Origin of the sequence: Streptomyces sp. NPDC012637 (genome assembly GCF_042954805.1) — a bacterium.
GTDB lineage: Bacteria > Actinomycetota > Actinomycetes > Streptomycetales > Streptomycetaceae > Streptomyces.
The window spans coordinates 374,173-389,366 of record NZ_JBIBDS010000002.1; the positions used below are offsets into that span (position 1 = coordinate 374,173).

The window sequence follows — 15,194 nt, forward strand, 5'->3', positions numbered from 1 at the left end:
CGTACGAGAGGGGCCCCGACACCGGTCGGGGCCCCTCTCGTGTGCGGCCGCTCGCGTGCGGCCGCCGCTACAGCTTCTCGACCGGCGCGTACCGCAGCAGCAGTCGCTTCGGCTTCTCGTCGCCGAAGTCGATCGTCGCCTGCGCGTCGGCGCCCGCGCCCTGCACCGCCATGACGGTGCCGAGGCCGAACTGGTCGTGGGTGACCCGGTCGCCGACGTGCAGCGCGATCACCGGCTTGTCGGTGGTGCGCCGGGTGGCGAAGCCCGAGGGACCGGAGCGGGAGCGCGAGGAGGACAGCGAGGACGTGATGCCCGAGGTCGGCCCGGCGGGCTTGGCCATCGGTCCGGTCCGCTTCCAGTCCAGGTAGGTGGCGGGGATCTCCTCGAGGAAGCGCGAGGCCGGGTTGTACGAGGGCTGGCCCCAGGCGCTGCGCATCGCGGAGCGCGTCAGGTAGAGACGCTCGCGGGCGCGGGTGATGCCCACGTACGCCAGGCGCCGCTCCTCCTCCAGCTCCTTGGTCTGGCCGAGGGCGCGCATGTGCGGGAAGACGCCGTCCTCCATGCCGGTGAGGAAGACCACCGGGAACTCCAGGCCCTTGGCGGTGTGGAGGGTCATCAGGGTGATGACGCCGGCCCCTTCCTCGTCCTCGTCGGGGATCTGGTCGGAGTCGGCGACGAGCGCGACCTGCTCGAGGAACTCGGCGAGCGAACCGCCTTCCTCCCCGCGCTCCTGCTCGAACTCCAGGGCCACGGCGGCGAGTTCCTGGAGGTTCTCGATGCGGGTCTCGTCCTGCGGGTCGGTCGAGGCCTGCAGCTCGGCGAGGTATCCCGTCCGTTCGAGCACGGCCTCCAGGACCACGGCGGGTCCGGCGCCCGAGTCGACGATGGTGCGCAGCTCCTCCATGAGGGCGTTGAAGCGCTTGACGGCGTTCGCGGAGCGCGCCGCCATGCCGTACGCCTCGTCGACCCGCTTCAGGGCCTGCGGGAAGGTGATCTTCTCGCGCAGGGCGAGGGCGTCGACCATCGCCTCGGCGCGCTCGCCGATGCCCCGCTTGGGCACGTTGAGGATGCGGCGCAGCGGCACGTTGTCCTCGGGGTTGGCGAGGACGCGCAGGTAGGCGAGGACGTCACGGACCTCCTTGCGCTCGTAGAAGCGCACGCCGCCGACGACCTTGTAGGGCAGTCCGACGCGGATGAAGATCTCTTCGAAGACGCGGGACTGGGCGTTGGTGCGGTAGAAGACGGCGACGTCGCCGGCCTTGGCCTCGCCCGCGTCGGTGAGCCGGTCGATCTCGTCGGCGACGAACTGGGCCTCGTCGTGCTCGGTGTCGGCGACGTAGCCGGTGATCTGCGCGCCGGCGCCCGCGTTGGTCCACAGGTTCTTGGGGCGGCGGGACTCGTTGCGCTCGATGACGGCGTTCGCGGCGGACAGGATCGTCTGGGTGGAGCGGTAGTTCTGCTCCAGGAGGATCGTGGTCGCGTCCGGGTAGTCCTCCTCGAACTGGAGGATGTTGCGGATGGTCGCGCCGCGGAACGCGTAGATCGACTGGTCGGCGTCACCGACGACGCACAGCTCGGCCGGGGCCAGGTCCTCGTATCCGGTGCCGACGAGCTCGCGGACGAGGGTGTACTGGGCGTGGTTGGTGTCCTGGTACTCGTCGACGAGGACGTGGCGGAAGCGGCGGCGGTAGTGCTCGGCGACGTCCGGGAAGGCCTGGAGCAGGTGGACCGTCGTCATGATGATGTCGTCGAAGTCCAGCGCGTTGGCCTCGCGCAGCCGGGCCTGGTACATCCGGTAGGCCTCGGCGAGGGTCTTCTCGAAGCCGTCCGCGGCCTGGTCGGCGAAGGTCTCCTCGTCGATCAGCTCGTTCTTCAGGTTGGAGATCTTGGCGCTGAAGGACTTCGGCGGGAACTTCTTCGGGTCGAGGTCCAGGTCGCGGCAGACCAGCGCCATGAGCCGCTTCGAGTCGGCGGCGTCGTAGATCGAGAAGGAGGAGGTGAAGCCGAGCTTCTTGCTCTCCCGGCGCAGGATGCGCACGCAGGCGCTGTGGAAGGTCGAGACCCACATGGCGTTGGCGCGCGGGCCGACGAGCTGCTCGACGCGCTCCTTCATCTCGCCCGCGGCCTTGTTGGTGAAGGTGATCGCCAGTATCTGGCCGGGGTGGACGTGCCGGGTCGCCAGGAGGTGGGCGATGCGGTGGGTGAGCACCCGGGTCTTGCCGGAGCCGGCGCCCGCGACGATGAGCAACGGGGATCCGGTGTGGACGACGGCGGCGCCCTGCTGCTCGTTCAGCCCGTCCAGGAGCGCGGCGGGGTCCACGACGGGCCGGTGGGCGCCGTCGCGGTAGTACGCGTCCCGGTCGGCCGGGGGCGCGTCGAAGTGCTCCCCGAAGAGGTCGTGCGGAACCTCCTCCGCGGCCGGGGCGCCGTGCTCGTCGTCCTCGGGCAGGGGCGGAGGCTCCTCCGAGGAGTGGTTCTGGAGGCTCGCCAGGAAGCTGTCGTCAAAGAGGCTGTTGCTCATCGCCTCACGAGTCTAGGACGCCGGACTGACAGTCCGCTCCTGTCCCCGGAAGTGACCGTGAACTCACGGAGGGCGACAGTCCGCTTCAGGTCACGGAAATGTATCGGACATAAGGCACACCGGCCTTCCCAGGCGTCCCACGGCTCGCTAGCGTGCACGCCCAAGCAGCCCGTCCCCTACCGCTCTCCACCGTCGGCGAACCACGCCGAGCGGGCGGCCCACGCCGAACCCGGCTCTTCCCCACGCCACTTGAGCCTCGTACACCGGCGTCCACGGAAGGAGATGCCGGCCTTGGCGTCCCATCGCAAGCCGCGCACCACCCGCCCCCACTCCCCCGCCGTCGGCGTCACGACGGCCGCGCTCGCCTCCGTCACGCTGCTCTCCGGGCAGAGCGCCCAGGCGGCTCCCACGGCACCGGCTCCCAAGCCCACGGTCGAGGAGATCCAGAAGAAGGTCGACCGGCTGTACCGGGAGGCCGGCGTGGCCACCCAGGAGTACGACCGCGCCAAGGAGGCCACCGACCGCAAGCGGCGCGAGGTCGACCGGATCCTCGACGACGTGGCCCGCCGCACCGAGGAGATCAACACCGCACGGCGGGCCCTCGGCTCGTACGCGGCGGCCCAGTACCGGGCGGGCGCGGTCGGCCCGACGGCGACCCTGATCTTCGCGGACAGCCCGCAGGACTACTTCGACCAGACCCACCTCATGGACCGGCTCTCCGAGCGGCAGCGCACGGCGGTCGCGGAGTACGAGTCCCGGCGGGCTGCCGCGGCGAAGCAGCGGACCGAGGCCACCCGTCGGCTCGCCGAGCTGACCGCGTCGCAGAAGGAGCTGAGCGCGAGCAAGCAGACCGTGCAGCGCAAGCTCGCGGAGGCGCGCACGCTGCTCGCGCGGCTGACGGCCGAGGAGAAGGCCCGGCTCGCGGAGCTGGAGCGCAAGCGGGAGGCCGAGGCCCGGCGCAAGGCGGAGGAGCGCGCGAAGGCGGAGGCCGAGGCCGAGCGCAGGCGCCAGGAGGAGGCGGCCCGCCCCACGCCGAGTCCGACGCCCGCCCCGACGCCCACGCCCACCACGCCACCGCCGTCCGGCGGCACCTCGTACGCGGCGAAGGCCGCCGAGGCGCTGGCCTTCGCGCGGGCCCAGATCGGCAAGCCGTACGTATGGGGCGCGACCGGTCCCAGCTCGTACGACTGCTCCGGCCTCACCCAGGCCTCCTGGCGCGCGGCGGGCGTCGACCTGCCCCGCACCACCTGGGACCAGGTGGAGGCCGGCAGCCGGGTCGCCACGGCCGACCTGCTCCCCGGCGACCTCGTCTTCTTCTACGACGACATCAGCCACGTCGGCATCTACATCGGCGACGGCAAGATGATCCACGCACCGAAGCCGGGCGCCTACGTGCGCGAGGAGTCGATCTACTACATGCCGATCTACGGCAGCGTCCGCCCGGCCTGAGGACGCCGGGCGGACGCGTGGCGGACGCCGACGACGGACGCCGGGCTACGGACGGCGGTCAGACCCAGAGGGTGGCGATGAAGATGTTCGCCACGGTCAGGCCGCCGACCGCGCCGAAGAGGGCCTTGTCGACCTGCTCCTCGTCGCGCTTGACGTAGACGAGGCCCAGGATGACCACGAGGACGGCGAGCTTGACGCCGATCTTGATGTTGTTCACGGTCCGGTCGTCGGCCTGGTTGAGCCCGACGAGGGCGACGCCGGTGATCAGCATGGTCAGGGCACCGTGCAGCATCGCGGGGGTGAAGCGGGCCGTACCCGCGCCCATCGCCTTCATCTGTGTCAGGAATCCGCCGAGCAGGGCGCCGATTCCGATGATGTGCAGGGCGACGAAGACATGAATGAGTACGTCCATGGGGCGGAGCCTAACCGGGCCCCTAGCACCGGCCCCGGGGCGGGTCCACCTTCTCCGGGGCTTCGGTCAGGCGGCTGCCGGAAGCACCGCCCGAGCGCCGTCGACGCGGAAGCGAACGGTCACGGAAATGTCATCCGGCGCCAATAGCGGTCAACGACGGCCGCCGGGCGGCGGCCAGGTTTAGCGTCCTCCCCCAGGTGGCCGGCTCCCCACCACCGCCGTACCCCGGCGGTTGCCGACCGCCCCCGCCGAGAAAACCGGCGGCGGCCCGTCTCCCCTGTGCGGGCCGCCGCCGGCCCCGGCGGGCAGCGTCCCCCACAGGGAGAGGATGTGACCCGCCCTCGTGGCAGCACACCGCAAGCCCAGGCAGTCCCCGCTCGGCGGCCAGGCCGTCCGCACCGCGGCCACCCTCGCCCTCGCCTCCGCGGCCACCGCGACCGTCTTCGAGGGATCCGGGCACGCCGCGCCGAAGCCCGCTCCCGCTCAGGTCAAGGCCGAGGCCGACCGGCTCTACGAGGAGGCCGAGGTCGCGACCGAGAAGTACAACGGGGCGAAGGAGCAGGCGGACACGGCGCGCGCCGCGTTCGACCGGCTGCGCGACGAGGCCGCACGCAGGACCGAGCGGCTCAACCGCTCCCGCGACGCCCTCGGCGCGTTCGCCGCCGCGCAGTACCGCTCCGGCGGGCTCGACCCGGCGATCCAGCTCGCGCTGACCTCCGACCCGGACCAGTACCTGGAGCGGGCCGCGCTCGCCGAGAAGGCCGGCGACCGGCAGGCCGCCGCCATCACCTCCGTACGGCGTGAGCTCGCCGCCGTACGGCAGCTGCGCGCCCGGTCGGAGGGCCGGCTGCGCGAACTGAAGGCGCACGAGGCGGAGCTGCGGCGGCAGAAGGCCGCCGTCCAGGGCAAGCTGGACGCCGCCCGCACGCTGCTCGCCCGGCTCACCGCCGAGGAACGGGCCCGCTACGACGCGGCCGTGGCCGCCGGAAGCCACGACGCCGCGGGCGGCGCGACGGCCCCCGACCGGGCCGACCGGGCCGCCACCTCGGTCCGCGGCCCGATCGGCCCGGCGACGGGGCGCGCCGCCGAGGCCATCGCCTTCGCCCGGGCGCAGCTCGGCAAGCCGTACGTGTGGGGCGCGACGGGGCCGTCCGCCTACGACTGCTCGGGACTCACCCAGGCCTCCTGGCGCGCGGCCGGGGTCTCGCTGCCGCGCACCACCTACACCCAGATCAACGCCGGCCGCCGGGTCTCCCGCTCCGAGCTGGCCCCGGGCGACCTGGTCTTCTTCTACTCCGGCATCAGCCACGTCGGCCTCTACATCGGCGGCGGGCAGATGATCCACGCCCCCCGGCCGGGCGCGCCGGTGCGGATCGCGCCGATCGACGAGATGCCGTTCGCGGGCGCCACCCGGGTCGGCTGATCCCGTCGGCGGGCGCGGCGGGCCCACCGGGGCCCGCCGGACGTCGCAGGCGCTACACGAGGCGCCGGGCGGTCGCCCAGCGGGTCAGCTCGTGCCGGTTGGACAGCTGGAGCTTGCGCAGCACCGCCGAGACGTGGGACTCGACCGTCTTCACCGAGATGAACAGCTGCTTGGCGATCTCCTTGTACGCGTAGCCCCGGGCGATCAGCCGCAGCACCTCGCGCTCCCGCTGGGTCAGCCGGTCCAGGTCCTCGTCCACGGGCGGCGCGTCCGTCGAGGCGAAGGCGTCGAGGACGAACCCGGCCAGACGCGGGGAGAAGACGGCGTCGCCCTCCTGGACCCGGAAGATCGAGTCGACCAGGTCGGTGCCGGTGATCGTCTTGGTGACATAGCCGCGGGCGCCGCCCCGGATCACGCCGATGACGTCCTCGGCGGCGTCGGAGACCGACAGGGCGAGGAAGCGCACCGGGTCCTCGGCCGCCGCCATGAGGCTCGCACAGCGGCGCAGCACCTCGACACCGCCGCCGCCCGGCAGGTGGACGTCCAGGAGGACGACCTCGGGGCGGGTCGCCGTGATCACGGTGACCGCCTGGTCCACGTCGGCGGCCTCGCCGACCACCTCGACGCCCGTCACGTCCGTCCGGCCGATCTCGGCCTGCACGCCGGTACGGAACATCCGGTGGTCGTCGACGAGCACGACTCGCACCCGGCGCTCCGTGTCCCGCGCCGCCCCGCTTCCGGTCACGGTCTCGTCGCTCATCCGTCCGCCCTCTCCATCTCCAGCTCCACTTCGGTGCCCCCGCCCGGAACGGATCTCAGCCGCGCCGATCCGCCGTTGCGCTGCATCCGGCCGATGATCGATTCTCGTACGCCCATCCGGTCGTCCGGCACCGCGTCCAGGTCGAAACCGGGGCCGCGGTCCCGCACGGAGACGAAGACCTTCCGGCCCTCCACCTCCGCGTAGACCTGGACCGGGCCGCCTTCGCCACCGTACTTGGCGGCGTTGACCATCGCCTCGCGTGCCGCCTGCATCTGCGCGGCCAGTTTCTCGTCGAGCGGGCAGTCGCCGACGACCACGACCTCCAGCGGGACGCCGTGCTTGTCCTCCACCTCGGCCGCGGCCCGCTTGACCGCCTCGGCGAGCGTGGCCGGCTCCTCGTCCTCGTCCTTGCCCGTGCCCTCCGGCTTGTACAGCCAGTTGCGCAGCTCCCGCTCCTGGGCGCGGGCGAGCCGGCGGACCTCGCCGGGGTCCTCGGCGTTGCGCTGGATCAGAGTGAGGGTGTGCAGCACGGAGTCGTGGACGTGGGCGGCGACCTCGGCGCGCTCCTGGGCGCGGATGCGCAGCGTCCGCTCCTCGCTGAGGTCCTGCGACATCCGCACCAGCCAGGGTCCGGCGAGCAGGGCGATCCCGGTGAGCACCGCGACGGCGGCGGTCAGGGCCGTGCCGAGCTGGGCGACCGAGCCGCGGACCACCATGAAGACGGCGAGGCCGGTGCCGACCAGGGCGACGCCGACGAGGCCGCGCACCAGCTGGAGGACCCGGCGCCGCCGGTCGGGGTCGGTCCAGCTGGCCCGCCGCGCGTTGTCGGCCTGCCGCCAGACGAGGACGACGCCGACGCCGATCAGCAGCGAGGGCCAGACGTAACGCCCGGCCTGCTTGTCGACGTTGACGTTGCCGACGAACACGGAGATCCCGATCGCGAGCGCGATCAGGGCGAAGATCTGGCCCCGGTCGGGCTTGCGGAGCCGCTTGCGGCCGTCCGGGGTGGTCTCGAAGACGGGGCGGGGCGCGGAGCGGCCGCCGACGCCGAGCGGGACGACGATCCAGAACACCGCGTACAGCAGCGCCCCCAGCCCGTCCGCGAGCAGGAGCGCGACGAAGAACGCGCGCACCCAGATCACCGGCAGGCCGAGGTGTCCGGCGAGGCCGCGCGCGACACCGCCGAGCCACCGGCCGTCGGCGCTCCGGTAGAGCTTGCGCACGGGCGGTTCGTCGAGGTCGGTGACCCGAGGGACTGCGGACATGGAGAGATCGTCACACGTTCGGCCGCCCGCGGGCATCAGGGTCGGCCCGGATATCGACCCTGGAAGCGTCTCGGGGTCGCCCGGGCCCGGAAGATCAGGGTCAAGGCAGGGTCGGTCCCGGTGCCGCGGGGCGTCACGGGCCGTCACCATGGACCCATGACGAGTTCGACGCCTTCGCACCACGAGGCCCCGCCGCCGGCGGAGGCCCGGTCCGCCCCGCCCCTGCGCCGTTCGCGCGGGCAGAAGGTCGTGGCGGGCGTGTGCGGCGGCCTCGGCCGGCACTTCGACCTGGACCCGGTGATCTTCCGGGTCGCGCTGGGCGTGCTGGCGGTGACCGGCGGCGTCGGGCTGATCTTCTACGGCTTCGCGTGGCTCGTGATGCCGCTCGCGGGCGAGGAGGAGAACGAGGGACGCAGGCTGCTCACCGGCCGGGTCTCGGGCTCCTCGCTGTCGGCGGTGCTGATGGCGCTCGTGGGCAGCGGGATCTTCCTGTCGATGCTGCGGAACGGGGGGACGATGGCGTTCGCCCTCGTCCTCGCGCTCGGGGTGAGCGGCGCGGCGGTCTGGTCGCAGCGGCGACCCGGGGTCGCCGCCACGGCGGAGGAGGGCGGCCGGATAGACCCGGCCGCCGCGCTCGCGGTCGCGGAGGCGCCGCCGGAGACCAAGGCGCCGCCCCTGGTGGAGTTCCCGTCGTGGTGGCGGGACCCGATCGTCAAGGACGGCTCGACCGGCAAGGTGGCCATCGGCTATCTCTGGGGCCCCCACGGAATCGTCGACCGGGACGGCAAGGTCGACGGTGAGGTGCCCAAGCCCGGCGGCCAGTGGGGCCCGCGGCCCGCCCCCGGGCGCCCGGTGCCGTCCCGCCCGGTCGGCGGCGGGCCGGTGTCCATCGGCGGACTGGTCTTCCTGCTCGCCCTGATGGCGGGCGGTCTGGGCACGGGCCTGTCGTGGGACGGGCATCCGCTGGGCACGAGCCTGCAGATCGGTCTCGCGGCCGCGCTCGGTGTGATCGGCCTGGGCCTGCTCGTCAGCAGCTTCCTCGGCCGCACCGGATTCGGCACGCTCTGCCTCATGGTCCTCACGGCGGGCCTGCTCGCGATCGCCTCGGTGCTGCCGAAGGAGATCTCCACGGTCTGGGCGCGGGAGACCTGGCGCCCGGCGGCGGTCGCGGCGGTGCAGCCGCGGTACGAGCTGGGGACGGGCGTCGGCACGCTCGACCTCTCCCACCTCGCGGTCCCGGCGGGGACGACGGTGTCGACGCGGGTGGAGGTCGGCGCGGGCAAGCTGAAGGTGATCGTGCCGCGGAACGCGACGGTGACGCTGCGCGCCCAGGTGGGCCTCGGCGACCTCATGCTGCCCGCCGCCCAGCCGACCCGGGCCCCGGACGCGCCGGCCGCCCCGACCGCCCCGTCGGCCCCTGCGCGCCCCTCGGACGGGCCGGCGGCGGCCGCCGCGCCGAAGGCGCCGACCCTGGCACCGCCCGTCACACCGGCACCGCCGTCGGAGCCAGGGGGCGACATCGACATCGCGCCGGATCTCGACGAGACCCGGACGCTCGTTCCGCCACCCGGTGTCACGCCGGGCGGCACCGTCGACCTCCACCTGGAGGTCGGAGTCGGACAGGTGGAGGTCGTCCGTGCTGCTGCATGAGTTCCGCCCCGGCCGGATGGTCCTGGGCCTGGCGGCCCTGGCCCTCGCGGCCCTGTTCCTGGGAGACGCGGCGGGCACCTGGTCCGTCGCCTGGTACGTGGTGGTACCGGTCCTCTGCGGAGGCCTCGGACTCGCGGCCCTCACCTCCTGGACCGCCTACCTCATACGCCGCCGGTCGGCGAGGAGCGCGTCCAGCGAGAGCACCGGAGCGCCGGCGAGCAGCAGCGGCAGCCAGGCCATGAGATAGGCGAGGTCGTTGCCGAGGTAGTACGGGCTCACCTGCCAGCTGACGGTCAGCCACAGGCTCAGCGAGATCAGCGCGCCGCCGAGCGCGGCCACCCGGGCGAAGAGTCCGAAGAGGGTGCCGAGGCCGACGGTGAGCTCGCCGAGCGCGATGGCGTAGCCGAAGCCGACCGGGCTCTTGAGGGCCAGGTCGACGAGGGCCGGGAGCGCCGAGGTGTCGCGGACCCCTCGCATGACCTCGCCGATGGACTCGGGCCCGGTCTCGGCGAGGAAGGAGGAGTCGGTCAGCTTGTCGAGCCCGGCGTAGATGAAGGTGACGCCGAGGAAGATCCGCAGCGGGACGAGCGCGTAGCGGGTGGCGAGGGCCTTCCAGCCGTCGATGCCGCCGGGGCCGCCCGGCCGGTCCCCGGAGCCGGAGCCCTGGCCCCACGTCGTTCCGTCCGTACGTCCCGTCATGTCCGGCCGCCTCTCGTGCCCCGTACCCGTCTCCAGGGGACGATTCTCCTCGGATTACCTGTGCGAGGACATTCCCGGGGCCGGGAGTTCCCTGTGAAGGGCGCGCCGTTCGCCGCCACGCGTCCGGGTCGCGGCCGGCCGCGGGCGAGCGAGGACGAGCGCGAGCGCCGACGGGCGGATCGCGGGCGCCGGCGGGCGGATCGTGTCCGGCCGCGGCCGCGGTCAGTCGAGGACGTCGATGGTGACCCGGTTGGTCTCGACCCCGGCGGCCGTCACGACCGACACCTCCACCCGGCCCGGTTCCACGTCCGCGGGGAGCGGCACGGTGAGGGCGGTGTCGGTCGGGTTCGCGAAGCCGCCGGGGACGGGGACGAGCGGCACGTGGGCGTGGACGGGGCCGATCCGGACGACCAGGCGGGTCAGCGGTTCGGGCGCGGCCGCTCCCGCCGGGACGAAGCCGCTGCCGCGGATCTCGATGTCGTCGCCGGTGCGGATCGGCGCGTCGAGGTCACCCGCCTCGCGGGCCCTGACGACCGAGAAGATCTTGGGCCGCCCGCCCTGGACGCTCTTGCCGGCGAGCTGGCAGGTCACCGAGACGGCGACGAGCAGCACGAGCGCCCAGGGCAGCTCGGGAAGCCGCTCCGGGGCGCGGCACAGCCGGACGGCCGCGACGGCGAGGACGGCGACGGAGACGAGCACGTACTGGACGTCGGCCAGGTCGGCCCGCCCGTCGTCGTCGCACAGCAGGTCGGCCGGGCGCGGCCGGTCGGCGCGGACCTTCTGCAGCCGCCGGGCGGCGACCCGCAGCGCCACGATCAGCCGGGCGGTCACGGCGCACCAGCCGACCAGGACGAGCACGGCGAGCAGCCCGGCACCGCGCCGCAGGCCCAGGTCCACGAGGGGCGCGCCGCCGGCCAGGAGCAGGGAGAGGTGCAGCACGGCGAAGACGGAGAGGAGGAGCCAGCAGGCGGCGACGGTACGGGAGGTGGAGAGCCGGTTGTCCTCGCCGAGGAGCGGGGCGAGGACCCCGCCCCGGCCGCGGTGCAGCCGCGCCGCGGCGGTCAGGGCGGCGGCGAGCAGCACGGCGGCGCCGAGCGCGGCGGTGCGGGTGCCGGTCCAGCCGCTGCCGAGGGCCGTGAGCGCCTGCCCGAGGAGCAGGGCGAGGACGCCGCCCCACACGGCGGCGAGGGTGCCGCGGTACACCCGGCCGGAGCGGGCCGCGCCGGCCTCCAGACCCCGGGCGGCGACGGTGCGGGCCGACTGGGCGAGTTCGTCGGAGACCCACTGGCGGGACGCGACCGGCGAGTGGGCGAGGGCGGCGGGCACGCCGTGGCCCGCGGCCAGTTCGTCACGCCGGGCGAGGAAGGCGGCGACGGCCCGCCGGTGGCCGGAGCGTCCGCAGTGCGGGCAGCCGCCGCCCTCCGCGTCCGCCCCGCACTGTCTCGCCTCTTGCACCGCCACTGCGCCGCCCCCTTCCCGCTAGGTCAACTGGCTGTCGATTCCTGGGAATTGTGCCGCACACGATGCCCGCGAGCAGGGTCCTGCACCCCTCACGCGGGAGTGATTGAAGAGTCATCACATTGACGTAAAGGAGTTTTCTACGACAGGAGTTCGGGCTCCGTGCGGCTGATCCGACGCCACAATGGCTGGTAGTTGATCCAGGCCACCAGGTCGCTGCCGAGCTGTTCGCGGGTGGCGACGGCGTCGCGGTGGTCGATGAGCACCGGCTTGCCCGCGGCCCGGGCGGCCAGCTGCACCTGGGCGCACCGCTCCATGGCGATGAACCACCAGGCAGCCGCGTCGACCGAGGAACCGACCGTGAGCAGCCCGTGGTTGCGCAGCACGATGCCCTTGAAGGAGTCGAGCGCGACCGCGATCCGCCGGCCCTCCTCCGGGTCGACCGTGACACCCGTGTAGGCGTCGTAGAGGGCGTGGTCCTGGTAGAAGGCGCAGGCCTCCTGGGTGATCGGGTCGATCAGCTCGCCGAGCGCGGCGAGCGCCCGCCCGTGCGGGGAGTGGGTGTGGGCGACGGCCACGACGTCGGGCCGGGCCCGGTGGACCTGGGCGTGCACGGTGAACGCGGCCTGGTTGACGTGGTGGGCGCCGTACACGACCTGGCCGTCCCCGTTGACCAGGATCAGGTCGCTCGCGGTGAGCTCGGCGAAGGGGGCGCCGAAGGGGTTCACCCAGAAGCAGTCGAAGTGCTCCGGGTCGCGGGCGGTGATGTGCCCGGACACGCCCTCCTCGTATCCGGACCGTGCGAAGACCCGGAGCGCGGCGGCGAGCCGTTGCTTGCGGTGGGCGCGCTCCTCGGCGGCCGTCGCGTGGACGGGCGGCATCGCGAAGTGGAGCTGGTCGACAGGAACGGGGGCCGGGACGGGCGCCGGTATCTCGGTCATGCGCCGGAAGGTAACGCCCGGCAGGTCAACTCACCAGATCCCGTACGGGAAAGAAGCCGCCGCCCCCGTACGACGTACGGGGGCGGCGGCTTCGGGCTCGCGCCTCAGGCTCGCGCGGGAGGGGTCACTCCCACTCGATGGTGCCCGGCGGCTTGCTCGTCACGTCGAGGACGACGCGGTTGACGTCCGCGACCTCGTTCGTGATGCGGGTCGAGATGCGGGCGAGCACCTCGTACGGCAGCCGCGACCAGTCGGCGGTCATGGCGTCCTCGGAGGACACCGGACGCAGCACGATCGGGTGGCCGTAGGTGCGGCCGTCGCCCTGGACGCCGACGGAGCGGACGTCGGCGAGCAGCACGACCGGGCACTGCCAGATCTCGCGGTCGAGACCGGCGGCCGTCAGCTCCTCGCGGGCGATGGCGTCGGCCTCGCGCAGCAGGTCCAGGCGCTCCTTGGTGACCTCGCCGACGATGCGGATGCCGAGGCCGGGGCCGGGGAACGGCTGGCGCTGGACGATCTCCTCGGGCAGGCCGAGCTCCTGGCCGACCATGCGGACCTCGTCCTTGAAGAGCTGGCGCAGCGGCTCGACGAGCTCGAACTCCAGGTCCTCGGGGAGGCCGCCCACGTTGTGGTGGGACTTGATGTTGGCGGTGCCGGTGCCGCCGCCGGACTCGACGATGTCCGGGTAGAGCGTGCCCTGGACGAGGAAGGCGACCTCCTCGCCGTCGGCGGCGCCCTCGGCGATGATCTCGGCCTGCGCCTGCTCGAACACGCGGATGAACTCGCGGCCGATGATCTTGCGCTTGGTCTCCGGGTCGGAGACGCCGGCCAGCGCGGTGAGGAACCGCTCCTGCGCGTCGACGACCTTCAGCTGGACGCCGGTGGCGGCCACGAAGTCCTTCTCGACCTGCTCGGTCTCGTTCTTGCGCATCAGGCCGTGGTCGACGTAGACGCAGGTGAGCTGCGAGCCGATGGCCTTCTGCACGAGGGCGGCGGCCACGGCGGAGTCGACGCCGCCGGACAGGCCGCAGATGGCGCGCTTGCTGCCGACCTGGGCGCGGATGGCCGCGACCTGCTCCTCGATGACGTTGCCGGTGGTCCAGGTGGGCTCGATGCCGGCACCGCGGTAGAGGAAGTGCTCCAGGATCTGCTGGCCGTGCGTGGAGTGCAGCACCTCGGGGTGGTACTGGACGCCGTAGAGCCTCTTCTCGTCGTTCTCGAAGGCGGCGACCGGCACCACGTCGGTGGACGCGGTGACGGTGAAGCCCTCGGGGGCGGCGGAGCAGGCGTCGCCGTGCGACATCCACACGGACTGCTCGACCGGCGTGCCCTCGAAGAGGGTCGAACCGGCCCTGGAGACGTGCAGCGGCGTGCGGCCGTACTCACGGGCGCCCGTGTTGTCGACGGTGCCACCGAGGGTGGTCGCCATCAGCTGGAATCCGTAGCACATGCCGAAGACCGGGACACCGGCCTCGAAGATCTCGCGGTCGAGCCGCGGGGCTCCCTCGGCGTACACCGAGGACGGGCCGCCGGAGAGGATGATCGCCTTGGGGTTCTTGGCCAGCATCTCGGCCACCGGCATGGTGGACGGGACGATCTCGCTGTAGACCCGCGCCTCACGGACGCGACGGGCGATGAGCTGGGCGTACTGGGCGCCGAAGTCGACAACGAGGACTACGTCCGGGTTGGTGACGTCGGGCGCGGCAGCGGGGGGCGCTGATGACACTACGGCGGCCTTCCGGCGGTAGGAGCGGTTCCCCCGACAGGGGGGCTATTTGTCGATTCTACCGGCGCGCCGGTGGCTCGATTCGTCTCACCATCCGAACCGACGTGGCCTTCGTCTCACCATCCGGGCCCGGTTTGGCCCGGGCCGCCCGGTGGGGTCCATACTGGCTCCATGCGCAAGCTCCCGACCTTCGTCTTTACCTATGGCAACCGGCCCACCGGCTGCCATGGTCGTGCTGCTTGAGCAACTGACAAGCGACTTCCCAGGCGCCCCGGGCCGACAAGGCCCGGGGCGTCTGGCGTTTCCCGGGCCGTACCGCCCCGGGGCATCCCGAGACCACCGAGATCTCCGCGATCTCCGAGACCACGAGGAGCCCCACATGACCGCCATGACCCAGACCGAGAAGACCGGCGCCCGCACCGACGAGGCCGCCGCGGTGATCGGCGACGCCCGGGAGCGGATCGACGCGCTGGACGACCGGATCATCGGTCTGATCCAGGAACGGATGGCCGTCTCGGCCGTCATCCAGGAGGCCCGGATCTCCTCCGGCGGCCGCCGGGTGAACCTGGCGCGCGAGATGGAGGTCCTCGGCCACTACCGCGACGCGCTGGGCAAGCCGGGCACGGCGCTCGCGATGACGATGCTGGAGCTCTGCCGGGGCCGCATCTGACCCGCCGGGGCGGGGTGACGGACCTGAGTTCGGTCGCACCCTCACCCGTACGGCGCGTGACCGCGCGCGGCGCCGGTTCGTTGGTCGTGATGTCCGTGCCAGCCAGGGGCGGGCCCGAATAAAGACCACGCGTGGCTTCGCTGGGGCGTGTGACGTACCTCTGGTGCGTCGTGGGACCTCGCCCCAGCGCGTGTGACCGGACGGCAGGGGACAGCAGCCC

At 73.0% G+C, this 15,194-nt stretch carries 12 protein-coding genes; 4 read left to right on the forward strand and 8 right to left on the reverse strand.

Features of this window, described 5'->3' with window-relative positions:
- Positions 1–67: 67 nt before the first annotated feature.
- Entirely contained in the window at positions 68–2,521 is a 2,454-nt protein-coding gene (pcrA, locus tag ACFY8W_RS09785; protein ID WP_391102544.1) for a DNA helicase PcrA, read from the reverse strand.
- Positions 2,522–2,803: 282 nt separating this feature from the next.
- On the opposite strand from pcrA, the gene ACFY8W_RS09790 reads away from it, so the two are divergent.
- Positions 2,804–3,970 carry an NlpC/P60 family protein gene (locus tag ACFY8W_RS09790; RefSeq protein WP_391102546.1) on the forward strand — a complete coding sequence of 389 codons (1,167 nt, stop codon included), beginning with the start codon at positions 2,804–2,806 and terminating at the stop codon, positions 3,968–3,970.
- Between the two features lie 58 nt (positions 3,971–4,028).
- Here ACFY8W_RS09790 and ACFY8W_RS09795 read toward each other — a convergent pair whose 3' ends face one another.
- Positions 4,029–4,382 (reverse strand): hypothetical protein, encoded by a 354-nt coding sequence (locus tag ACFY8W_RS09795; protein WP_391102548.1) that lies wholly within the window; start codon positions 4,380–4,382, stop codon positions 4,029–4,031.
- 343 nt (positions 4,383–4,725) lie between these two features.
- Between ACFY8W_RS09795 and ACFY8W_RS09800 the strand changes: the two genes are divergently transcribed.
- Entirely contained in the window at positions 4,726–5,805 is a 1,080-nt protein-coding gene (locus ACFY8W_RS09800) for an NlpC/P60 family protein (RefSeq protein ID WP_391102550.1), read from the forward strand.
- A 52-nt stretch (positions 5,806–5,857) separates the two neighbouring features.
- Here the strand turns inward: ACFY8W_RS09800 and ACFY8W_RS09805 are convergent, their stop codons facing one another.
- Both ACFY8W_RS09805 and ACFY8W_RS09810 read right to left on the reverse strand, forming a co-directional pair.
- Positions 5,858–6,565, reverse strand: coding sequence for a LuxR C-terminal-related transcriptional regulator (locus tag ACFY8W_RS09805; protein ID WP_391102552.1), 708 nt, complete (start codon positions 6,563–6,565; stop codon positions 5,858–5,860).
- Positions 6,562–7,830 carry a PspC domain-containing protein gene (locus ACFY8W_RS09810; RefSeq protein ID WP_391102554.1) on the reverse strand — a complete coding sequence of 423 codons (1,269 nt, stop codon included), beginning with the start codon at positions 7,828–7,830 and terminating at the stop codon, positions 6,562–6,564. Before ACFY8W_RS09810 ends, ACFY8W_RS09805 begins: the two co-directional genes overlap by 4 nt.
- Before the next feature lie 156 nt (positions 7,831–7,986).
- Here ACFY8W_RS09810 and ACFY8W_RS09815 point away from each other — a divergent pair, with 156 nt between their 5' ends.
- Complete coding sequence (locus ACFY8W_RS09815) at positions 7,987–9,480, forward strand: PspC domain-containing protein (RefSeq protein WP_391102556.1); 1,494 nt, start codon at positions 7,987–7,989, stop codon at positions 9,478–9,480.
- Between the two features lie 156 nt (positions 9,481–9,636).
- On the opposite strand, the gene ACFY8W_RS09820 is transcribed toward ACFY8W_RS09815, so the two are convergent.
- The 4 genes from ACFY8W_RS09820 to guaA all read right to left on the reverse strand — a co-directional run bounded on the left by ACFY8W_RS09820 (position 9,637) and on the right by guaA (position 14,304).
- Complete coding sequence (locus ACFY8W_RS09820; protein WP_391102558.1) at positions 9,637–10,179, reverse strand: DoxX family membrane protein; 543 nt, start codon at positions 10,177–10,179, stop codon at positions 9,637–9,639.
- Between the two features lie 222 nt (positions 10,180–10,401).
- A complete protein-coding gene (locus ACFY8W_RS09825; protein WP_391102560.1) occupies positions 10,402–11,640 on the reverse strand; it encodes a hypothetical protein in 1,239 nt (412 codons plus the stop codon).
- 137 nt (positions 11,641–11,777) lie between these two features.
- Entirely contained in the window at positions 11,778–12,578 is an 801-nt protein-coding gene (locus tag ACFY8W_RS09830; protein WP_391102563.1) for a class II aldolase/adducin family protein, read from the reverse strand.
- A 124-nt stretch (positions 12,579–12,702) separates the two neighbouring features.
- Positions 12,703–14,304, reverse strand: a complete 1,602-nt coding sequence (gene guaA / locus ACFY8W_RS09835; protein WP_391102565.1) for a glutamine-hydrolyzing GMP synthase — start codon at positions 14,302–14,304, stop codon at positions 12,703–12,705.
- Positions 14,305–14,683: 379 nt separating this feature from the next.
- On the opposite strand from guaA, the gene ACFY8W_RS09840 reads away from it, so the two are divergent.
- Positions 14,684–14,974 (forward strand): chorismate mutase, encoded by a 291-nt coding sequence (locus ACFY8W_RS09840; RefSeq protein ID WP_391102567.1) that lies wholly within the window; start codon positions 14,684–14,686, stop codon positions 14,972–14,974.
- Positions 14,975–15,194: the final 220 nt, after the last annotated feature.

Excerpts from the sequence above, each read along its gene's own strand:
- ACFY8W_RS09820 (WP_391102558.1), bottom strand. The coding sequence starts at position 10,179 with ATGACGGGACGTACGGACGGAACGACGTGGGGCCAGGGCTCCGGCTCC.
- ACFY8W_RS09840 (WP_391102567.1), top strand. The coding sequence starts at position 14,684 with ATGACCGCCATGACCCAGACCGAGAAGACCGGCGCCCGCACCGACGAG.
- ACFY8W_RS09805 (WP_391102552.1), bottom strand. The coding sequence starts at position 6,565 with ATGAGCGACGAGACCGTGACCGGAAGCGGGGCGGCGCGGGACACGGAG.
- ACFY8W_RS09795 (WP_391102548.1), bottom strand. The coding sequence starts at position 4,382 with ATGGACGTACTCATTCATGTCTTCGTCGCCCTGCACATCATCGGAATC.
- ACFY8W_RS09830 (WP_391102563.1), bottom strand. The coding sequence starts at position 12,578 with ATGACCGAGATACCGGCGCCCGTCCCGGCCCCCGTTCCTGTCGACCAG.
- ACFY8W_RS09815 (WP_391102556.1), top strand. The coding sequence starts at position 7,987 with ATGACGAGTTCGACGCCTTCGCACCACGAGGCCCCGCCGCCGGCGGAG.
- pcrA (WP_391102544.1), bottom strand. The coding sequence starts at position 2,521 with ATGAGCAACAGCCTCTTTGACGACAGCTTCCTGGCGAGCCTCCAGAAC.
- ACFY8W_RS09790 (WP_391102546.1), top strand. The coding sequence starts at position 2,804 with ATGCCGGCCTTGGCGTCCCATCGCAAGCCGCGCACCACCCGCCCCCAC.
- ACFY8W_RS09810 (WP_391102554.1), bottom strand. The coding sequence starts at position 7,830 with ATGTCCGCAGTCCCTCGGGTCACCGACCTCGACGAACCGCCCGTGCGC.